Genomic DNA, 18,694 nt, shown 5'->3' with positions numbered 1-18,694 from the left:
GACCGATGGTGCCTAAACCGTACCGCGAAGGTACGACACCGTGCCAGATACGACGCCGTACCGCCCCGTAATATTCCGTTTCCGGCGCGGCCGCCGGAGCCGCATCCGGATACGCAGCGCGACCGGTAGATTACCGTTGACCAGGTGCGAGGGTGCGAGCGATCGTCTCATGCGCCCCACGGGCCACATCGATGGCGGCCTCAGGGAGCGCGGCGCTACGCCGTAGGCGAACAGCGACATGCGCGGCGGGAGGCGGCTCAGCGTCCGCGGCTCACTCGGCGGTGATGACGTCGAGCAGGTCCTTGGCGGCCTCGCAGCGGTCGAACAGGTCCCCCACGTGCGCCTTGGTGCCCCGCTCCGGTTCCATCATGGGCACCCGCACCAGCGAGTCCGCCCCGACGTCGAAGATGACCGAGTCCCATGACGCCGCAACGACCTCGGAGGGGTACCGGGCCAGGCACCGGCCGCGGAAGAACGCCCGCGTGTCCGCCGGGGGCTCCGTCATCGCGTCGATCACCTCGGTGTCGGTCAGCATCCGACGCATCTTGCCGCGGGCCACCAGCCGGTGGTACAGGCCCTTCTCGGGCCGCACGTCGTGGTACTGCAGATCGATCGCCTGGAGTTTCGACGAACCCCAGTCAAGGTCCTCGCGGTCCCGGTACCGTTCCAGCAGCGCCAGTTTCGCCGGCCAGTCGAGCATGTCGTCCAGCTCGGAGGGGTCGCGCGCGAGGGCGTCGAGCACGAACGCCCACTGGTCGAGGACCTCGCGCGTCTCGGGGTCGCAGTCGGCGCCGCAGTAGTCCTCGGCCTGCTCCAGGATCGACTGTTGCAACTCGACGGCGGTCATCCGCTTGCCGCTGCGCAGCTCGATCTTGTGCTTCAGCGTCGGGTCGTGGCTGACCGCGCGCAGCTCCGCCACCGGCTCGCTGATGGCCAGCGAGCCGTCGAAGGCGCCGGATTCGACCATCGACAGCACGATCGAGGCGGTGCCGACCTTGAGGAACGTGGCGTACTCGGCCAGGTTCGCGTCGCCGATGATGACGTGGAGGCGCCGGTAGCGCTCGGCGTCGGAGTGCGGCTCGTCGCGAGTGTTGATGATCGGGCGCTTCAAGGTCGTCTCCAGGCCCACCTCGACCTCGAAGAAGTCGGCGCGCTGGGAGATCTGGAAGCCCGGCTCCGAGGCGTCCTGGCCGATGCCGATGCGCCCGGCCCCGCAGAAGACCTGGCGGGTGACCAGGAACGGGGTGAAGTGGGCGACGATGTCGGCGAACGGCGTCCGGCGCGACATCAGGAAGTTCTCGTGAGCGCCGTACGAGGCGCCCTTGTTGTCGGTGTTGTTCTTGTAGAGGTTGATCGCCCCGATGCCCGGCGTGTGGGCGGCCCGGTGGGCGGCCTCGGCCATGGTCAGCTCGCCGGCCTTGTCGAACAGGACGATCTCGCGCGGGTTGGTGACCTCGGGCGTGGAGTACTCGGGGTGGGCGTGGTCGACGTACAGCCGCGCGCCGTTGGTGAGGATGACGTTGGCCAGGCCGCTGTCCTCGTCGGCCAGGTTCTCGGCGGGGTCGTACAGCGCCCCGGTGTAGGTGAAGCCGCGCGCGTCGCGCAGGGGCGTCTCCTCCTCGTAGTCCCACCGCGCCCGTCCGCCTTTCGACAGCTCCGGGCGGGCGGCGTAGGCGTTGACGATCTGGGAGGAGGTCACCATGGGGTTGGCCCCCGGCTGGCCGGGCACGCTGATCCCGTATTCGATCTCAGTGCCCATGATGCGGCGTACGGTCATGTCTTCGAGCGTAGTCGGTTCTCCCCCGCATCCGCCCCTTCCGGGCGGGTTCGGATCGAATTTCTGCGGCTCAGCGGGCACGACGCGGCCGCCGCGCCGCGGTATCGCCGATCTCACCGTCTGGTCACTCTACGCCGCATACGATCAGCCCGATGGGCAGAAGCGGGCAGTTGCAGCCGGATCAGGGCACGACCCGGTCCTATCTGACGAGCGGCAGCCTGGCGAACCGCATGACCGGCGGTGACCCGGGCGCGCTGCTCTGGCTGCGGCTGCTCCCGCTGGTCGCGCTCCTGCCGCTGCCGCTCGTCCTGCTCAGCCCGGTGCTGCTGCGCTACAGCTACGTGGTCTTCGCGTTCCCGGCATTGACAGCGCTGGTCAATGGCCCCGTACCGACGGCGGTGGCCGCGTTCGGGGTGTCGTTCTTCGTCGCTTCGGGCTCGCACGCGCTCGGTCTCCTGCCGGTCCCGGCCAGCGGCTGGCCCGACGTCGGCGCCGCGGTGGCGATCGGCGGCCTGTCGGTGGTGCTGGCGTGGATCAGGGACCGGGTGGTGACGCGGCTGCTGGACATGACCACCGTCGCCGAGACCACGCAGCGCGCGATCATGCCCGAGCTGCCCGATCACATCGGCTCGTTCGACGTGGCGTCGGTGTACCGCACGCCCGAGGGCAGCCCCGGCCTGGTGGGCGGGGACTTCTTCGACGTCCAGTGCACCGAGTTCGGCCTGCGGGCCATCGTCGGCGACGTCCAGGGCCACGACCTGTCCACGGTGCGGATCACCGAGGCGCTGCTGGGCAGCTTCAGGGAGGGCATCCTCGACGACGCCGACCTGAAATCGCTGGCGGCCCGCATGGAGCGGCGGGTCGCGCTGGACAACCGGGGCCGCAGCGAGTGGGACCAGACGTTCGCCACGGCCGCGCTCATCGAGATCCCGCCGGGCGAGGCGGTGGTGCGGGTGGTGCTGTGCGGGCATCCGGCGCCCCTGCTGGTCCAGCACGCCGTGAAGCCGCTTGAGGCCAAGCCGCGGCCGCCGCTGGGGCTGGCGGAGTTCGGATCGGTGCCGGCCGAGGTGCTGGAAGTGCCGCTGTGCCCCGGCGACCTCGTCATCGCCTTCACCGACGGCCTGGTCGAGGCGCGAGACAAGGCGGGCCGAATGTTCCCGCTGACGTCGTGCGTCAACGCGCACGTCGCGGCCGGGCAGCGCGATCCGCACCGGCTTCGGTCGCTCTTGCGCGCCGATTTCAACCGGGGCCGCTTCCAGCGTGCGGACGACCTGTCGCTGGTGATCCTGCAGGTCCCCGGAGACGCCGCCGGAGCGTGAGAGCCGGCTCGGTCCCCCCGCCGCCTCGCAGGCGCGGATGGACGGCGCGGCCAGCGTCCGTGTGTCCCACTGCCCGCCCCCGCCTCATGGGCGCGGACCGACATGAACAGAGAAGGGCCATCGTGCCCAAGCGAGGCTGTCGGATCGCATGCACGGACGGATCGGCCTGGCCGGAGCCGGGGGACCCGCGCATCCCGCGCGACCGGCGCCGTGGGCCGATGCGGGCTCGGAGGCTCCTTCGCGGGCGGCACGGGTCCGCTCCCTGCCGACGAGCGCGGACCGGGGACGCGGACGGGGCGGCGGGCTCGGCCCGCCGCCCCGTCCGGCCGCTCACTCGGTACTCAGGTGCACCCGGTGGGCGAACCCGGTACTGGCCGCCGCGCGGGCGGCCTTGCCGCTTACAGGCTGCGCTTCCGGTACCTTCCGCTTCGCCACAGGCTGCGCTTTGGTACCTTCCGCTTCGCTACAGGCTGCGCTTTCGGTACCTTCCGCTTCGCTACAGGTACTGACCCGTGTTGGACACGGTGTCGATGCTGCGTCCGGAGTCGGAGCCCTTGCCGGAGACGAGCGTGCGGATGTAGACGATCCGCTCGCCCTTCTTGCCGGAGATCCGCGCCCAGTCGTCCGGGTTGGTGGTGTTCGGCAGGTCCTCGTTCTCGCGGAACTCGTCGACGGTGGCGTCGATCAGGTGGTTGAGCCGCAGGCCCTTCGACTGCGCGGTCAGGAAGTCCTTGATCGCCATCTTCTTGGCCCTGGCCACGATGTTCTCGATCATGGCGCCGGAGTTGAAGTCCTTGAAGTACAGGACCTCCTTGTCCCCGTCGGCGTAGGTGACCTCCAGGAACCGGTTCTCGTCGACCTCGGAGTACATCCGCTCGACGACCGCCTGGATCATCGAGCCCACCGTCGCGTCGCGGTCCTTGTCGTGTTCGACCAGGTCGTCGGCGTGCAGCGGCAGGTTCGGCGTGATGTACTTCGAGAAGATGTCCTTGGCCGCCTCAGCGTCGGGCCGCTCGATCTTGATCTTGACGTCGAGCCGTCCGGGCCGCAGGATCGCCGGGTCGATCATGTCCTCGCGGTTCGATGCCCCGATGACGATGACGTTCTCCAGGCCCTCCACGCCGTCGATCTCCGAGAGCAGCTGCGGGACGATGGTGTTCTCCACGTCCGAGGAGACCCCGGATCCGCGGGTGCGGAAGATGGAGTCCATCTCGTCGAAGAACACGATGACCGGCATGCCCTCGGAGGCCTTCTCGCGGGCGCGCTGGAAGACCAGGCGGATGTGCCGCTCGGTCTCGCCGACGTACTTGTTCAGCAGCTCCGGGCCCTTGATGTTGAGGAAGTAGCTCTTCGAGGAGGCCTCCTCGCCGCGCATCTCGGCGACCTTCTTGGCCAGCGAGTTGGCGACGGCCTTGGCGATGAGCGTCTTGCCGCAGCCGGGCGGGCCGTAGAGCAGGATGCCCTTGGGCGCGCGCAGCTCGTGCTCGCGGAACAGGTCCGCGTGCAGGAACGGCAGCTCGACGGCGTCCCGGATGAGTTCGATCTGGCCGTCGAGCCCGCCGATGTCGTAGTAGTCGACGTCGGGGACCTCTTCGAGGACGAGCTCTTCGACCTCGCTCTTCTGGATGCGCTCGTAGGCGTAGCCCGCGCGCGGCTCGATCATGATCGAGTCCCCGGCGCGCAGCGGCTGGTTCATCAGCGCATCCGACAGGAGCACGACGCGCTCCTCGTCGGCGTGGCTGGTCACCAGCGCCCGGTCGGGCGGGCTGCCGTCTTCGGTCTCGATGAGCTCTTTGAGCGTCACGACCTCGCCGATGCGCTCGTACTCGAGCACCTCGACGACGTTCATGGCGTCGTTGAGCAGCACTTCCTGGCCGCGTTCGAGCTCGTCGGCGTCGATCGACGGGGCGAGCGCCACACGGAACTTCCTCCCGGACGTGAAGACGTCGACGGTGCCGTCCTCACGGGCTCCCAAGAACACGCCGTAACCGGACGGCGGCTGCGCGAGCCGGTCGATTTCCTCTTTCAGCGAGACGATCTGCTCGCGGGCTTCCTTGAGGGTCGCCACGAGCCGTTCGTTCTGCTCCGACAGCCGATCGATCTGGGATCCGGCGGCGGCGAGCCGCTCTTCCAGAATGTGGACGTGTCGGGGCGTTTCGGTGAGTCGACGGCGAGCCGCGGCCAGTTCCTCTTGGAGCTCTTCGACCTGTCCTGACAGTTCGTCGTGCTCTGAGTCCCGGCCCAGTCCCTGTCGACGGTCATCATTGCTTCGTGCCACGGATCACACCTCCCGAGTGAGGTTCCTACTCCAACCGTAGCTGGCTGGGGACGCCAATAGTAAGACTCGACACCGACATTGCGCCAGGTTCTTCGCGGCAATTAATGTGGGGGACATGGCTGAGGAACGTGAACTCGAGGTGTCGATCGATCAGGATGCCTGCACAGGCGACGGTTTGTGCGTCCAGTACGCGCCCGACATCTTCGAGTTCGACATCGACGGCCTGGCCTACGTGAAGAACACTCAAGGTGATCTGCTGACCGCGGAGGGTTCACAAAGGGCCGTGCCGGAGGATCGCCGTCTGGACATTGTGAACGCGGCTCACGACTGCCCCGGCGAGTGCATCTACGTCCGCGACCGGGCCGACCGGACGCCTGTGGCCGGGCCGGGGGCCGAATAGGGTCAGGACTCCGAGGCGTCGCCTTCGGCGGCGGCCCGGCGGGCGTTGCGCTCGCGCAGCGCCTGCTGGCCCTTGGAGGGCTTGAACTTCCGCGTCGGCGCGACGGTGCCGGGCGCGAGCCTCCTGGCGCAGACCAGGAACGCGGTGTGGGCGACCATGCGGTGGTCCGGGCGCACGGCCAGGCCTTCGAGGTGCCAGCCGCGCAGGAGCGTCTCCCAGGCCTCGGGCTCGGTGAAGGTCTTGCGCTCGCGCAGGGCCTCGACGAGCTCCGACATCTGCGTGGTGGTGGCGATGTAGCCGACGAACACCCCGCCGGGACGCAGGATCCTCTCCACAGTGTCCAATGCGTCCCACGGGCTGAGCATGTCCAGCACGACGCGGTCGACCGGTTCGAGCTCGGCCTCGGCGACGTCGCCGACGGTCAGCGTCCAGTTGCCGGGCACCTCGCCGTACCAGCCGGCGACGTTCTGGCGGGCGATCTCGGCGAAGTCCTCGCGCAGCTCCCAGGAGTGGACGTGGCCCTCGGGGCCCACCGCTCGCAGCAGCCAGTTCGTCAGCGCGCCCGAGCCGGCCCCGGCCTCGACGACGCGCGCGCCGGGGTAGACGTCGCCGAAGGTGATGATCTGGGCGATGTCCTTGGGGTAGATGACCTGGGCCCCGCGCCGCATCGACAGCCCGTAGTCGGGCAGGAGCGGGCGCAGCGCCAGGTAGGCGGTGCCGCCCTCGGTGGTGACGGTGACGCCGTCGGGGCGCCCGATGAGGTCGTCGTGGAAGAGCCTGCCCCGGTGCGTGTGGAACGCGCCGCCCTCGGCGAGGGTGATGGTGGCCTTGCGGCCCTTCGCGTCGGTCAGTTGGACGCGGTCGCCCGCCTTGAGCACGTCTTGCACAGTCTCTCCTTCGAATAGGCCCGAAGCATCTTAACGGAGGGCCCGGACCACGTCGGCGGTGTAGAGCAGCCCTGTCAGACGGCCCTCGTCGACGACGAAGTGCTCCTCGGCCCTGGTGCGGCCGATGGCGTCGACCAGCGCCTGGCCGCGCAGGCCCGCCTCGATGGCGGGGACACCCCGGGCCGAGCGCAGCAGCCCGGCCAGCGGCATCGAGGCGACCTTGTCCTCGGGGACGGCCTCGGCGGCGGCGCGGTCGAGGACGCCGACGGGGCGCTCGGCGACGGCCACGACCTCGCGGCCTCCGGCGGCGGCCAGGGCCTCGCCGAGGGTGGCCGCGGCGGGCACGACGGCGACCGGGCGGGCCAGGGCGGCGGCGTCGAGGCCGCTGATCTTCGGGCCCATGGCACCGGCCTTGATCGCCGCGGTGGCGCCCCGCCACAGTTCGAAGGCGACCAGGGCGAGCAGGAGGAGGCCGAGCCAGCTGAACCATCCGGCCGCGAAGAGCCAGGCGCCGACGGCGGCGGTGGCGACGGCGACGACGCGCCCGGACCATCCGGCGAGGCGGTAGCCGGTCCAGCGGTCGCCGGTGGCCGCCCAGACGCCCGCCTGGAGGGCCTTGCCGCCGTCGAGCGGCAGGCCGGGCAGGAGGTTGTAGACGGCGACCAGGAGGTTGGCGACGCACACCTGGAAGGAGAGCTGCCAGGCCAGCGAGCCCGGCTCGGTCACGGCGAGGGCGCCCAGCCCGGCGACGCCGAGGACGGCGGAGACGGCCGGTCCGGCCAGGGCGATGGCGGCGGCGGTGCCCGGGCGGGGGGACTCGCGGTCCATCTCGGTGAAGCCGCCGAGGGCGTCGAGATTGATCTGGCGCACCCCGATGCCCGAGCGCAGGCTCACCAGGGCGTGGCCGAGCTCGTGGAGGAAGACCGAGACGAGCAGCGTGATCGCGAAGAGCGCGGCGACGAGGTAGGCGGCGCCCTCGCCGACGCCGGGTATCGAGCGGCGCACGATGGGCGCGTAGACGACGATGACCATGGCGGCCAGGAGCAGCCAGGTGTAGCCGAGGACGATTGGGATGCCCCGCAGGCGGCACAGGGTGAACCCGGAGCGGCGGAAGGGCGGCACGGCTTGGCTGGAACGCATGGATCCTCTGGTCACACCAATAGTCGGTTGCGGGACGAGCGCTATGAAGGCTACCGGTGGCGTTCGCGGGCCGGAGTCTGGCTGGGCAGAGTCCGGCTGGGCAGAGCCGGGCTGGGCGGAGTCAGGCGGGGCGGACGCGGAAGGCCTGGGTCTGGTACGGCATCGCGAAAGTGTCCCGGCCCGCGAGCTGGGGGTGGTTCGCGATGAGGTCTTCGACCTCGGCGATCAGCTCGCGGCGGCGGCGGTCGTCGGCGGTGAGGTAGTAGGAGCGGGACTGGACGAGGCGGATGAGGCCGGGGCCGTCGAAGGGCTTCTCGTGGCGGAAGGTCCGGATCTCCGGCTCGGCGAAGCGCGAGCCGAAGAAGTCCGGATCGGTGGGTCCGGTGGCGGCGAGCTCGCCCTTGGAGGAGCCGATGATCGCCGAGAGCGCCGCTACCCACGGGACCGACTCGTCGCGGACGTTCCAGACGGGGGCGAGCACGCCGCCGGGTCGCAGGACGCGGTGGAGTTCGGGCAGGGCCCTTTCGCGGTCGAACCAGTGGAAGGACTGTCCGGCCGTGATCGCGTCGGCCGAGGCGTCGGGCAGGGGGAGGTCTTCGGCGGTGCCCCGGTGGTGGGCGGCGAGGCCGGGGCTGGCGTCGACGAGCGTGGCGAGCATGCCGGGGTCGGGTTCGACGGCGGTCACGCGGTGGCCGAGGGCGATGAGGCCGCGGGTGAGCAGGCCGGTTCCGGCGCCGACGTCGGCGACGTCGACCGGTTCGGGGCCGAGCATCCAGGCGAGGGCCTCGGGCGGGTAGGAGGGGCGGATGGCGTTGTAGAGGTCGGCGGCCTGCCCGAACGACAGGGCGCTCGAGGGTGTCGCGTCGTTGCTCATGCCCTAAACAGTACACGCGTTATATTAAACTGGTGATGCGGCCCATGCGGTGGAGCGCGCACGACATAGGCTAGGGAGATGCCGCAGGCCACCCGTCCCACCCAGTTGTCGCCCTCGCGCGCCCTCGACTTCCAGCAGTGCCCGCTGCTGTACCGCTTCCGCGCGGTCGACCGGCTGCCCGAGCCGTCTTCGAAGGCGCAGGTGCAGGGGACGCTGGTTCACGCGGTCCTGGAGCGCCTCTACGAGGTCGAGGCGGGCCGGCGCACCCCCGAGGAGGCGCTGGCGCTGATCGAGCCCGAATGGGCGAGGCTCCAGGCCGGCGAGGACGTCTCCGGCCTCTTCAGCGGCCTCGATGACGAGTCGTCGTGGCTGCGGGGCGTGCGGCGCCTGGTCGAGACCTACTTCAGCATGGAGGACCCGACCCGGCTCGAGCCGTACCGCACCGAGTGCCTGGTGACGACCACGCTCGACGACGGCACCCAGCTCAAGGGCTTCATCGACCGCGCCGACGTCAACGGGGACGGCCTGGTGCGCCTGGTCGACTACAAGACGGGGCGGCGCCCGCCCGAGCGGTACTCCGAGAAGCCGATCTTCCAGATGAAGTTCTACGCGCTGGTGTGGTGGCGCACGCGGGGGACGATCCCGAAGCTGCTGCGGCTCATCTACCTCGGCGACGGCCGGTTCCTCGACTACTCCCCCACGCGGGAGGAGCTGGAGGGCTTCGAGAAGGGCCTCAAGGCGCTGTGGGCGACGATGCGCGAGGCGATCGCCACCGGGCAGTTCCGGCCGCGGCAGTCGAAGCTGTGCGGCTGGTGCGCCCACCAGGAGCGGTGCCCCGAGTTCGGGGGCGAGCCGCCGAGCTATCCGCTGCCGACGGTCCTGCCCGGCCTGGAGATGCCTCCTACCTGAGGTGGAGACGGTAGTCGTTCTCGCGTTCGATGAGGACGGCGGTTCCAGCCGATACCGTTGGAACGTGCAAGTCGCCACCCGATTCAAACGCCTGCGCCGCTGGCTCCACGAGCACCCGGTCATCGCCGACGCCCTGTTCGCGGCCTCGCTCTTCACGGTCTATATCGGCTCGACCGTCGTGCTCAGCGCGGCCGCGGCACCCGAGGCCGACTTCGGCTGGTCCGAGATCGGGTCGATCGCCGTGGCGATGGCGCCGATCGCGCTGCGCCGGAAATGGCTGTGGGCCGCGGTCGTGCTCACGATAGGGATCATGGCGGCCGCCATAGTGCTCGACCATCCGTGGCTGATCGGCGACAACGGCTTCACCTGGCTGGTCCTGACGTACACCGCCGCGGCCCACCGGCCGCTGCCGCGGGCGCTCGTGATCAGCGCGATCATGTGGATCCCGGTCACCGGCTCGGTGTTCTTCTACTACTGGCCCGTCCAGGAAGGCCAGGTCACGAACGCGAGCCTGATCTCGCTGCTCAACTGGGTCATGGCCGCCACGGCGTTCTGGGTCGGCTGGGTGATGCGCAACCGGCGCATGAAGCTCGAGGAGCTCGCCGACCGGGCCCGCGTCGCCGAGGAGAGCCAGGAGGCGCTCGCGGCGCAGGCCGTGGCCGACGAGCAGCGCCGCATCGCCCGCGAGCTGCACGACGTGGTGGCCCACCACATCTCGGTCATCGGCGTCATGTCCGAGGGCGCCAAGCGGGTCCTGCGCACCGACCCCGACGCGGCCGAGGAGGCGCTGACGACGGTCAACCAGACCGCCCGCACCGCGCTGCGGGAGATGCGCGACATCCTCACCGTGCTGCGCCGCGGCCAGGAGGAGGGCGGCAACGCCGAGCTCGAGCCGCAGCCGACGGTCGACTCGCTGCGGGCGCTGGTCTCGCAGACCAAGGAGGCGGGGCTGCCGGTGCGCTACCACGTCCGCGGCGAGGAGTACCCGCTGCCGACCGGCGTGAGCCTGGCGGTCTACCGGATCGCCCAGGAGGCGCTGACCAACACGATCAAGCACGCCGGGCCGAAGGCGAAGGCGGGCGTCGTGGTCGACTACGGCGAGGACGAGTTCCGCATCGCGATCGGCGACTCCGGCCGGGGCGCGCCGGTGATCACGCATTTCAGCGGCGGCCACGGGCTGATCGGGATGCGCGAGCGGGCCACGCTGTACGGCGGCTCGCTCCAGGCGGGCCCGCAGCCGGGCGGCGGCTACCTTGTGGAGGCCAGGTTCCCCAAGAACGCCCATCTGCAGGGAGTGAATCGATGAGCGAACGTCCGATCCGGGTGCTGCTGGCCGACGACCAGCAGCTGCTGCGCGCCGGGTTCAAGATGGTGCTCGGCGCCGAGCCCGACATCGACATCGTCGCCGAGGCCTCCGACGGCGTCGAGGCGTTCGACCTCGCGCGGCGGCTGGTGCCGGACGTGGTGCTCATGGACATCCGCATGCCGCGGCGCGACGGCGTGGCCGCCACCGCCGACATCGTCGAGGCGTCACTCAAGACCAGAGTGCTGGTATTGACCACATTCGACCTCGACGAGTACGTGGTCGGGGCGCTCCGCGCCGGCGCGGCCGGATTCCTCACCAAGGACGCCCCGGCGGCCGATCTGGTCGAGGCCATCCGCACCGTCCACGCCGGTGGCGCGGTGGTGGCACCGCACATCCTCTCGACACTGCTGGGCCGCTTCGCCGAGCACCACCGGCCCGAGGGGGACGGGTCCCCGGCGGTGCTCGACGCGCTGACCGCCCGGGAGCGGGAGGTGCTGATGCTGCTGGCCAAGGGCCTGACGAACGCCGAGATCGCCGACGCGCTCACCGTCGGCGAGACCACCGTCAAGACCCACGTCGGACACCTGCTGACCAAACTGGACGTGCGCGACCGCGTCCAGGCGGTCGTGCTGGCCTACGAGAGCGGCCTGGTCCGGCCGGGACAGTAGGGGACTCCGAAACGGGCGCCGCGTCGCCCTCCACTGTCCGGACCGGACACCGATGCGCGGCGGCGGGCGGCTCGCCGCGCCGTCGGGCTCCCGACCCGTGAACGCTGCTTGCGGCCCTTGCCGACGCGCCCGCCGAGCGGCGCGTCGGCCCTGTCTGTGCAGTGGCCCGAAGGCCGCCCGGCGGCGCGCCCGCGTGTCGTACCCAGGTACCGGTGTCTACGACCCAGGGCGGAGCCCAAGACCGTTCTCAAAGCGGATGCACGGGCCGCCGCGGTCCCATAGTGTCGAGCCATGATCAAGTGAGTACCGCGATGCAAAATGACATCATGTATGATGTCAGAATCTGATGCATCGATGTCATTTAACTTCATCCTTCGGAACACCGCCACCAGCATCGAAAGAGAGAGCGTCGTGTCCACCGCATCCCCTGTCAAGACCACCGCCGTCGCCGCCAAAGGCGTCTGGAAGGCCTACGGTTCCGGCGAGGCGCAAGTCGTCGCGCTGCGCGACGTCTCGGTCGAGTTCGACTCCGGCGCGTTCACGGCCATCATGGGCCCCTCGGGCTCGGGCAAATCCACCCTGATGCACTGCCTGGCCGGGCTCGACACCACCGACCGCGGCACCGTCGCCATCGGCGACACCACCATCACCGGCCTGGGCGACAAGGCCCTCACCAAGCTCCGCCGCGACAAGATCGGCTTCATCTTCCAGCAGTTCAACCTGCTGCCCACCCTCACCGCCGAGGAGAACATCACCCTGCCCGCCGCGATCGCCGGCGCCAAAGCCGACCCCGACTGGGTCAAGCGCATCATCCACACCCTCGACCTGGCCGACCGGCTCGGCCACAAGCCGACCGAGCTGTCCGGCGGCCAGCAGCAGCGCGTCGCCTGCGCCCGCGCCCTCGCCTCCCGCCCCGAGGTCGTCTTCGCCGACGAGCCCACCGGCAACCTCGACACCCGTTCGAGCGCCGAGGTGCTGCGGTTCCTGCGCACCAGCGTCGACGAGTTCGGCCAGACGATCGTCATGGTCACCCACGACCCGAACGCCGCCGCCTACGCCGACCGGGTCGTCTTCCTGGCCGACGGCCAGATCGTCGACGACCTGGCCGCGCCCACCGCGGACGCCGTCATCGACAAGATGCGCGGCTTCGAGAAGCTCGCCCACGACCTGCGTGGAGCCGCATAGCCATGCTGCGCGCCACCCTCAAGGGCATGGCCGGCCGCAAGGCCCGCCTCGCCCTCACCAGCCTCGCCGTCGTGCTCGGATCGGCGTTCGTCGCCGCCGCGCTGGTGCTCACCGCCTCGATCGAGGCCACCGTCAACGACCTCAACGGCGATTCCTACGAGGGCGTCGACGTCCTCGTCCAGCCGGTCGAACCCGAGACGCGCGGCGAGCGGCTGGTGCGCGACGGCGTCTCGGCCGAGACGCTCGCGGCCGTCGAAGACCTCGACGGCGTCGCCTCGGCCAGCACCACCGTCTCGTGGATGGTCAACGCCCTCGACGAGAACGGGAAGATCGTCGGCGGCCTCGCCCCGACCATGGCCGTCAACTGGGGCGACGAGTCGACCGTCCGGGAACTGCGCGAGGGCCGCGCCCCCGAGGCCGCGGGCGAGGTGGCCGTCTCGGCCAAGTTCGCCACCGACTCCGGACTCGGCCTCGGCGACACCGTCACCGCCTACTCCCTGACCACCGACCCGACCGGCTACGAGATCGTCGGCGTCTACGGTTACTCCGGCGGCCGCGACTCGCAGAGCGGCAACACCGAGCTGGCCTTCACCACCACCGAGGCCCAGCGGCTCGTCTTCGACGGCCGTGACGTCTACACCGCCGTCGCCGTCCACGCCGCCGAGGGCGTCGGCACCGACGAGCTCCTCGCCGACGTGTCGGGCGTCGCGGGCGACGAGGCCCAGGTGATCACCAAGGCCGAGTACGACGCGGCGGCCAGCGCCGAGACCGCCGAGGCGACCGAGCTCATCGGGAACTTCCTGCTCGGCTTCGGCGCCGTGGCAGTGTTCGTCTCGGTCTTCCTCATCGCCAACACCTTCTCGATCGTGATCGCCGGGCGCCTCAAAGAGATCGCGATGATGCGGGCCATCGGCGCGGGCCGCGACCAGATCGTCCGCTCCGTGCTGACCGAGGCGCTCATCCTCGGATCGGTCGCCGCCGTCGTCGGCGCCGTGCTCGGCATCGGCGGTGGGGCCGCGCTGACCAGCGCCGCCTCGAACTTCATGCTCGACACCGCCAAGGTCGCCGTGGCGGTGCCGGTCAACGCCGTCCTCGCCGCGCTGGCGGTCGGCATCGGCGTGACGGTCCTGTCGGCGCTCGCCCCGGCCGTGCGGGCCTCGCGGGTCCCGCCCGTGGAGGCGATGCGCGAGGCGGCCAAGGCGGACAAGCCGATCACCGGGATGACCGTCACCGGCGCGGTCATCGCGCTCGCCGGCGCGGCCCTGGTCGCCCTCGGGCTCACCGAGAGCCTCGGCGACCGGAACCTGCTCGGCGCGGGCGTCGGGGCCGGGCTGGTCTTCATCGGGGTGACGCTCCTGACCGCATGGCTCGCGCGGCCGCTCGTGGCGGTCCTGGGCATGCTGTGGTCGTGGTCGTTCGCGGGCAAGCTGGGGCGGCGCAACGCGGCCCGCAACCCGCGGCGCACGGCCGTCACCGCCGCGGCGCTCATGATCGGCGTGACGCTGGTGACCGCGACGGCCACGCTGCTGACCAGCGTCAAGGCGAGCCTGGACGCCTATTACGAGGACAATGTCAAGGCCGAGCTGTTCGTGACCGGGCCGGTGACCGCGTCGGTGCCCGGGTCGTTCGACCCGGCGGCGATGGACGACATCCGCGGCGTCGACGGCGTCGAGGCGGCCGTCGAGCTGTACTACGACCTGGCCGACATCGACGGCACCGAGCAGTACGTCAATGCCACGACCGACTTCGACGGCATCGTCGGCCTGTTCGGCGGCGAGGTCGCCGAGGGCTCCATCAGCGGCCTCGGCGAGGGGGAGACCGCGATGAACGCGTCGGCCGCCGAACAGCTCGGCGTCGGCATCGGCGACACGGTGAGCGCCACGTTCAGCCGCGGCACCGAGGCGCACGAGTTCACCGTCGTCGCGATCCTGGCCGACAACGAGAACACCGACGGCTGGTACGTCTCCACGGCCTACACCGGGGAGTTCTACACGCCGAAACCGACGATGGCGCTGATCGACGTGGCCGACGGCGGCGACGTCGAGGCGGTCTCGTCCGAGGTCGAGACGATCCTCGCCGACGAGCCGACGGTGAGCGTCCAGAACCACGAGGAGTTCACCGCCCAGGTGACGGTGTTCTTCGACTTCGCGATCATCGCGATCCAACTGCTGCTCGGCCTCGCCATGGTCGTCGCGGTCATCGGCGTGATCAACACGCTGATCCTGTCGGTCCTCGAACGCACCAGGGAGCTGGGCATGCTGCGGGCGATCGGCATGACCAGGGGCCAGGCGACCCGGATGGTCACCGTCGAGAGCGTCACGATCGCCCTGTTCGGCGCTCTGCTGGGCATCGGCGTCGGGCTGGGCCTGGGCTGGGCGCTCCAGCGGGCGCTCGCCGGCACCGGGGTCGACGTCTTCGCCGTCCCGACCGGCCTGATCGCCGGCTACCTCGCCGCGGCCGTGCTCGTGGGCCTGCTGGCGGCCATAGCCCCGGCGGTGCGCGCCTCCAAGGTCGACATCCTGGGCGCGATCGCCTACGAATAAGGAAACCGGGAAAGGGAAGGGGCGGCCCGCTCGGGCCGCCCCTTTTCGCCGTCGCGTCAGCGAGATGGTTTCGGCGACCCGAGCGATTCGAGCCGCTCCATGTCCTCGAGCTCGATGTTCTTGGTCTCGGGGACCGCTTTGGACACGAAGATGAGCGACAGCAGCGCGAACAGCGCGTAGAGCCCGTATGCCAGCCACAGGCTGACCGAGGAGAGCTCGGGGAAGGTGGTCGTGATGAGCCAGTTCGAGATCCACTGCGCGGCCGCCGCCACGCCCAGGGCCGTGGCCCGGATCCGGTTGGGGAACATCTCCCCGAGCAGCACCCACACCACCGGCCCCCAGGTGAAGGCGAAGCCGAACACGTACACGTTCGCCGCGATGAGCGCCAGGACGCCCCCGGCGTCGCCCAGGAGCGGCCCGCCTTCGGCGTCGCGGGGGGCGCTGGCGAAGGTGATCGCCAGCGTGCTGAGCGTGATGAGCATGATCGTCGAACCGGAGAGCAGGAGCTTCTTGCGGCCGACCTTGTCGACCAGCATGATGGCGAGGATCGTGCCGGCGATGTTGACGACCGAGTTGAGGACGCTGGTGGCGAAGGCGTCGCTCTCGCTGAAGCCGACCGATTTCCACAGCGACGTCGAGTAGTAGAAGATGACGTTGATGCCGACGAACTGCTGGAACATCGACAGCAGGATGCCGATCCACACGATCGGCAGGAGCCCGAGCCTGGGGCCGCGCACGTCGGAGAACCGGATGGGCTTGTCGGAGTGCAGCGACTCCTGGATCTCGTGGACGCGGTGGTCGACGTCCCCGCCGACGTACTTGGTCAGGACCTCTCTGGCCTTCTTGACCTGGCGCTTGGCGACGAGGTAGCGCGGGGACTCGGGGATCTGGAGCGCGACGACGAAGTAGATGAACGCGGGGATCGCGGCCGCGGCGAACATCCACCGCCACGCGGTGCCGCCCCACGGGGCCTCCTCGCTGGCGCCGCCGGACACGGCCTGGATGATGTAGTTGATCAGCAGGGAGGCGAAGATGCCGAGCACGATCGCGAACTGCTGGAGCGAGCCGAGCCGACCACGCAGGTGCGCGGGCGCCATCTCGGCGATGTAGGCGGGCGCGATGACGCTCGCCGCGCCGATGGCCAGGCCGCCGAGCACCCGCCACGCGGTGAGGTCCCACGGGTTGAAGGCCAGGGCGCTGCCGAGCGAGGAGACGAAGAAGATCACCGCGGCCAGCAGCATGACCCTGATCCGCCCGAAGCGGTCCGCGAGGGCACCGGCGAACCAGGCGCCGACCGCGCAGCCGAGCAGCGCCGAGGAGACGACGAAGCCGATCGCGATCGACGAGATCTCGAACTGGGCCTGGAGGGCGTCCACGGTCCCGTTGATGACGGCGGTGTCGTAGCCGAACAGGTACCCGCCGAGGGCCGCCGCGATGGAGACGAGAATGACGGCACCGGAGCCCTTCCTGGCGTCGCCGTCGATCAGCATACGTTCTTTGTCCGTTGCCATACCCTCTCCCGTACGCGACTGAGCGAAACCGCAGGTGCGGAAATCGTAAGCCTGAATTGCATTGGTACGTCATGAAATGACGCAAACGAACGTCGTATGGAGAAGGTTGTCCGTAATGCCGATCGTCAAACGCGAAACGGCCGCGGGTTCTCAAGCGTGGGGCTCGTCGATCTCGACGTCAAGGGCGCGCAGGATTCTCGCTATGGCCACGTATGCGGCGCCCGCGGCGGTGAGCTCGGTCTGCTCGGCGGGGCCGAAGTGCGCGGCGAGCGCTGCGTCGTCGCGCTCGGCTCCGGCGCCGAGGTGCTCGGCGTACCCGAGCACGGCCCGCTCGGCGGGGTCGAAGCAGTCGGCCTCGCGCCACCGTTCGAGCCGGTCCAGCTGCTCCTGGCGCACGCCCGCGGCCAGGGCCATCGGCAGGTGGTGGGCGAGCTCGTAGTCCGATCGCTCGAGCTGGGCGATCCTGCAGATGAGCAGTTCCCGCAGCGCACGCGGCACCCGTGACTCGTAGCGGACCGCGTGGATGAGGTCGAGCAGCGGATCGAGCATCGCGGGGGCATGCGCGAGCGAACGATGCAGGTTGATGGGCTCGCGGCCGACTTCCCGCAGGCGTTGGAGGGCGGATTCGGGCAACGGGACGGACGGCAGGCGAGCGATTGGCTCACTGCTCATTAGTGTGACCTGTCTAACTTGTGATGCGCATTACGAGCTATGCATCGATGTGCGACAATGCTTGTAAGGGAATACCCATACCACCGAGCCTGCAACGGAGGAGGCCAAGTGAGCACATTCTTCAGTGTCGCTGGAGCAGTCGGAATCGCGGTCCTACTCGTGAGCGTATCGCTGCTCGCATTCCTGGTGGTGGGCGCCATCTTCGGAGTAGGCGTAGGCGTCTACAAGCTCAGGGACCTCGTATCCTCGTCCTCCTGACACCCTCAAGCGAACAAGTAAGGGCCGCAACCGTTCAGGGTTGCGGCCCTTACTGCGCCCCAGCCTGATACAGCCAGAGGCGTGTTGCGCCTGCGCAGCGAGCGCCGGGACCGGACGACGATGTGCCCCCCGGCGACCTGCCGAGCGGAGATGCCAGTGGACGCCTCGCGAACACGTGCCGATGTCAGGCCGGCATCTCCGGCTACTGGTCAACTACCACCCGCTGAAGCGGGATGGCTTGTCGCTCGTGCCCGCCACCGGCTGCGGCGTATCGGCGACACTGGGGAGTGATGAGTCCCCGTTGGGCCGGTTGACAGCTGCCCTCATTGCGTATTGCAAGCCGTCGTTCTCCAACGCCCGCTCACGCCGAGGGAAACCGTGCCAGCCGACCGAAGTCGGTTTCGTGCCTTGAGCGGCTGGGAATTCGGCGGAGCGCGGCAGTCCTGAGCTGCCTTCGGCTGGCAACCGGTCGGACTCTGGCTCTTCCTCATGGGGAGACGGTTCGGAGTGTGCAGTCATAGTCGCCGAGGCTATGTCCGTACCGCGGGACCGGTCCCGGACATCCCACGCCAGATACGGCGGTAAGGCCAGAGCTATTGCTGCCGTGGTGGAGATATGCGGAAAGGCCCCCACCGAAACCGGTGGGGGCCTTTCCTCAATGTTCAATGTTTGGCGGTGTCCTGCTCTCCCACACCCTCTCGAGTGCAGTACCATCGGCGCTGGAAGCCGTAACGACCGGGTTCGGAATGGGACCGGGTGTGCCACTTCCGCTCTCACCACCAAACAAACCAGTGAGAACACACGCCCCCGCATACACGGGATGCGTGGCCTGCAAAACCTTGACGAACACCCCTCGGGAGTGTTTCGTGCGCGGTTCTGGACGTGTTGTCTCAGAATCGCATAGTGTGCGTGAATATCGTTTCTACCAGCAGACTGCAAAAGTTAAGTTCTCGGCGGTTAGTACCCG

The 18,694-nt window shown here is 69.6% G+C and carries 15 protein-coding genes and 1 rRNA gene; 8 read left to right on the top strand and 8 right to left on the bottom strand.

The features are described 5' to 3' along the window. Positions 1 to 271: 271 nt before the first annotated feature. Positions 272 to 1,777, bottom strand: coding sequence for a depupylase/deamidase Dop (gene dop, locus H613_RS0116605; RefSeq protein ID WP_035738380.1), 1,506 nt, complete (start codon positions 1,775 to 1,777; stop codon positions 272 to 274). A 152-nt stretch (positions 1,778 to 1,929) separates the two neighbouring features. Between dop and H613_RS0116600 the strand changes: the two genes are divergently transcribed. Next, positions 1,930 to 3,096, top strand: a complete 1,167-nt coding sequence (locus H613_RS0116600; RefSeq protein ID WP_051393458.1) for a PP2C family protein-serine/threonine phosphatase — start codon at positions 1,930 to 1,932, stop codon at positions 3,094 to 3,096. Between the two features lie 496 nt (positions 3,097 to 3,592). Here the strand turns inward: H613_RS0116600 and arc are convergent, their stop codons facing one another. Next, a complete protein-coding gene (gene arc / locus H613_RS0116595; protein WP_026924682.1) occupies positions 3,593 to 5,374 on the bottom strand; it encodes a proteasome ATPase in 1,782 nt (593 codons plus the stop codon). Between the two features lie 115 nt (positions 5,375 to 5,489). On the opposite strand from arc, the gene H613_RS0116590 reads away from it, so the two are divergent. After that, positions 5,490 to 5,774: a ferredoxin gene (locus tag H613_RS0116590; RefSeq protein WP_026924681.1), complete on the top strand. Its 285-nt coding sequence runs from the start codon at positions 5,490 to 5,492 to the stop codon at positions 5,772 to 5,774. A gap of 2 nt (positions 5,775 to 5,776) precedes the next feature. Here the strand turns inward: H613_RS0116590 and H613_RS27190 are convergent, their stop codons facing one another. From H613_RS27190 to H613_RS0116575, 3 genes are all read right to left on the bottom strand, one after another. Then, positions 5,777 to 6,661, bottom strand: a complete 885-nt coding sequence (locus H613_RS27190) for a tRNA (adenine-N1)-methyltransferase (protein ID WP_035738378.1) — start codon at positions 6,659 to 6,661, stop codon at positions 5,777 to 5,779. A gap of 30 nt (positions 6,662 to 6,691) precedes the next feature. Further along, on the bottom strand, positions 6,692 to 7,801 hold the full coding sequence (locus H613_RS0116580; protein ID WP_026924680.1) for a M50 family metallopeptidase: 1,110 nt from the start codon (positions 7,799 to 7,801) through the stop codon (positions 6,692 to 6,694). 121 nt (positions 7,802 to 7,922) lie between these two features. After that, complete coding sequence (locus H613_RS0116575; protein ID WP_026924679.1) at positions 7,923 to 8,675, bottom strand: class I SAM-dependent methyltransferase; 753 nt, start codon at positions 8,673 to 8,675, stop codon at positions 7,923 to 7,925. A 78-nt stretch (positions 8,676 to 8,753) separates the two neighbouring features. Between H613_RS0116575 and H613_RS27185 the strand changes: the two genes are divergently transcribed. The 5 genes from H613_RS27185 (at position 8,754) to H613_RS0116550 (ending at position 15,286) form a co-directional block, all read left to right on the top strand. Next, positions 8,754 to 9,584: a RecB family exonuclease gene (locus tag H613_RS27185; protein WP_035738376.1), complete on the top strand. Its 831-nt coding sequence runs from the start codon at positions 8,754 to 8,756 to the stop codon at positions 9,582 to 9,584. 64 nt (positions 9,585 to 9,648) lie between these two features. After that, on the top strand, positions 9,649 to 10,890 hold the full coding sequence (locus tag H613_RS0116565; RefSeq protein ID WP_026924678.1) for a sensor histidine kinase: 1,242 nt from the start codon (positions 9,649 to 9,651) through the stop codon (positions 10,888 to 10,890). Then, positions 10,887 to 11,558, top strand: coding sequence for a response regulator (locus tag H613_RS0116560; protein WP_026924677.1), 672 nt, complete (start codon positions 10,887 to 10,889; stop codon positions 11,556 to 11,558). Before H613_RS0116565 ends, H613_RS0116560 begins: the two co-directional genes overlap by 4 nt. A 411-nt stretch (positions 11,559 to 11,969) precedes the next feature. Continuing rightward, complete coding sequence (locus H613_RS0116555; RefSeq protein ID WP_026924676.1) at positions 11,970 to 12,743, top strand: ABC transporter ATP-binding protein; 774 nt, start codon at positions 11,970 to 11,972, stop codon at positions 12,741 to 12,743. A gap of 2 nt (positions 12,744 to 12,745) precedes the next feature. Continuing rightward, on the top strand, positions 12,746 to 15,286 hold the full coding sequence (locus H613_RS0116550; RefSeq protein ID WP_026924675.1) for an ABC transporter permease: 2,541 nt from the start codon (positions 12,746 to 12,748) through the stop codon (positions 15,284 to 15,286). Between the two features lie 56 nt (positions 15,287 to 15,342). Here H613_RS0116550 and H613_RS0116545 read toward each other — a convergent pair whose 3' ends face one another. Both H613_RS0116545 and H613_RS0116540 read right to left on the bottom strand, forming a co-directional pair. After that, on the bottom strand, positions 15,343 to 16,797 hold the full coding sequence (locus H613_RS0116545) for a sugar porter family MFS transporter (protein WP_026924674.1): 1,455 nt from the start codon (positions 16,795 to 16,797) through the stop codon (positions 15,343 to 15,345). Positions 16,798 to 16,947: 150 nt separating this feature from the next. Beyond that, positions 16,948 to 17,469 (bottom strand): carboxymuconolactone decarboxylase family protein, encoded by a 522-nt coding sequence (locus H613_RS0116540; RefSeq protein WP_084546701.1) that lies wholly within the window; start codon positions 17,467 to 17,469, stop codon positions 16,948 to 16,950. A 108-nt stretch (positions 17,470 to 17,577) separates the two neighbouring features. Between H613_RS0116540 and H613_RS31000 the strand changes: the two genes are divergently transcribed. Continuing rightward, positions 17,578 to 17,727, top strand: a complete 150-nt coding sequence (locus tag H613_RS31000; protein WP_156926083.1) for a hypothetical protein — start codon at positions 17,578 to 17,580, stop codon at positions 17,725 to 17,727. Between the two features lie 667 nt (positions 17,728 to 18,394). Here the strand turns inward: H613_RS31000 and rrf are convergent. Continuing rightward, a 5S ribosomal RNA gene (gene rrf / locus H613_RS0116535) occupies positions 18,395 to 18,511 on the bottom strand. Positions 18,512 to 18,694 lie beyond the last annotated feature (183 nt).

This window comes from Glycomyces arizonensis DSM 44726, assembly GCF_000482705.1.
In the GTDB taxonomy this organism is placed as follows: Bacteria; Actinomycetota; Actinomycetes; order Mycobacteriales; family Micromonosporaceae; genus Glycomyces; species Glycomyces arizonensis.
Note: the sequence above shows the minus strand (reverse complement) of the source record. Positions and strands in the feature narration are given on the sequence as shown.

What these genes read in the sequence shown, in the direction of transcription:
- dop (WP_035738380.1), bottom strand. Translation starts at nt 1,777, where the DNA reads ATGACCGTACGCCGCATCATGGGCACTGAGATCGAATACGGGATCAGC.
- H613_RS0116600 (WP_051393458.1), top strand. Translation starts at nt 1,930, where the DNA reads ATGGGCAGAAGCGGGCAGTTGCAGCCGGATCAGGGCACGACCCGGTCC.
- H613_RS0116590 (WP_026924681.1), top strand. Translation starts at nt 5,490, where the DNA reads ATGGCTGAGGAACGTGAACTCGAGGTGTCGATCGATCAGGATGCCTGC.
- H613_RS0116580 (WP_026924680.1), bottom strand. Translation starts at nt 7,801, where the DNA reads ATGCGTTCCAGCCAAGCCGTGCCGCCCTTCCGCCGCTCCGGGTTCACC.
- H613_RS0116575 (WP_026924679.1), bottom strand. Translation starts at nt 8,675, where the DNA reads ATGAGCAACGACGCGACACCCTCGAGCGCCCTGTCGTTCGGGCAGGCC.
- H613_RS27185 (WP_035738376.1), top strand. Translation starts at nt 8,754, where the DNA reads ATGCCGCAGGCCACCCGTCCCACCCAGTTGTCGCCCTCGCGCGCCCTC.
- H613_RS0116560 (WP_026924677.1), top strand. Translation starts at nt 10,887, where the DNA reads ATGAGCGAACGTCCGATCCGGGTGCTGCTGGCCGACGACCAGCAGCTG.
- H613_RS0116550 (WP_026924675.1), top strand. Translation starts at nt 12,746, where the DNA reads ATGCTGCGCGCCACCCTCAAGGGCATGGCCGGCCGCAAGGCCCGCCTC.
- H613_RS0116545 (WP_026924674.1), bottom strand. Translation starts at nt 16,797, where the DNA reads ATGGCAACGGACAAAGAACGTATGCTGATCGACGGCGACGCCAGGAAG.
- H613_RS0116540 (WP_084546701.1), bottom strand. Translation starts at nt 17,469, where the DNA reads ATGAGCAGTGAGCCAATCGCTCGCCTGCCGTCCGTCCCGTTGCCCGAA.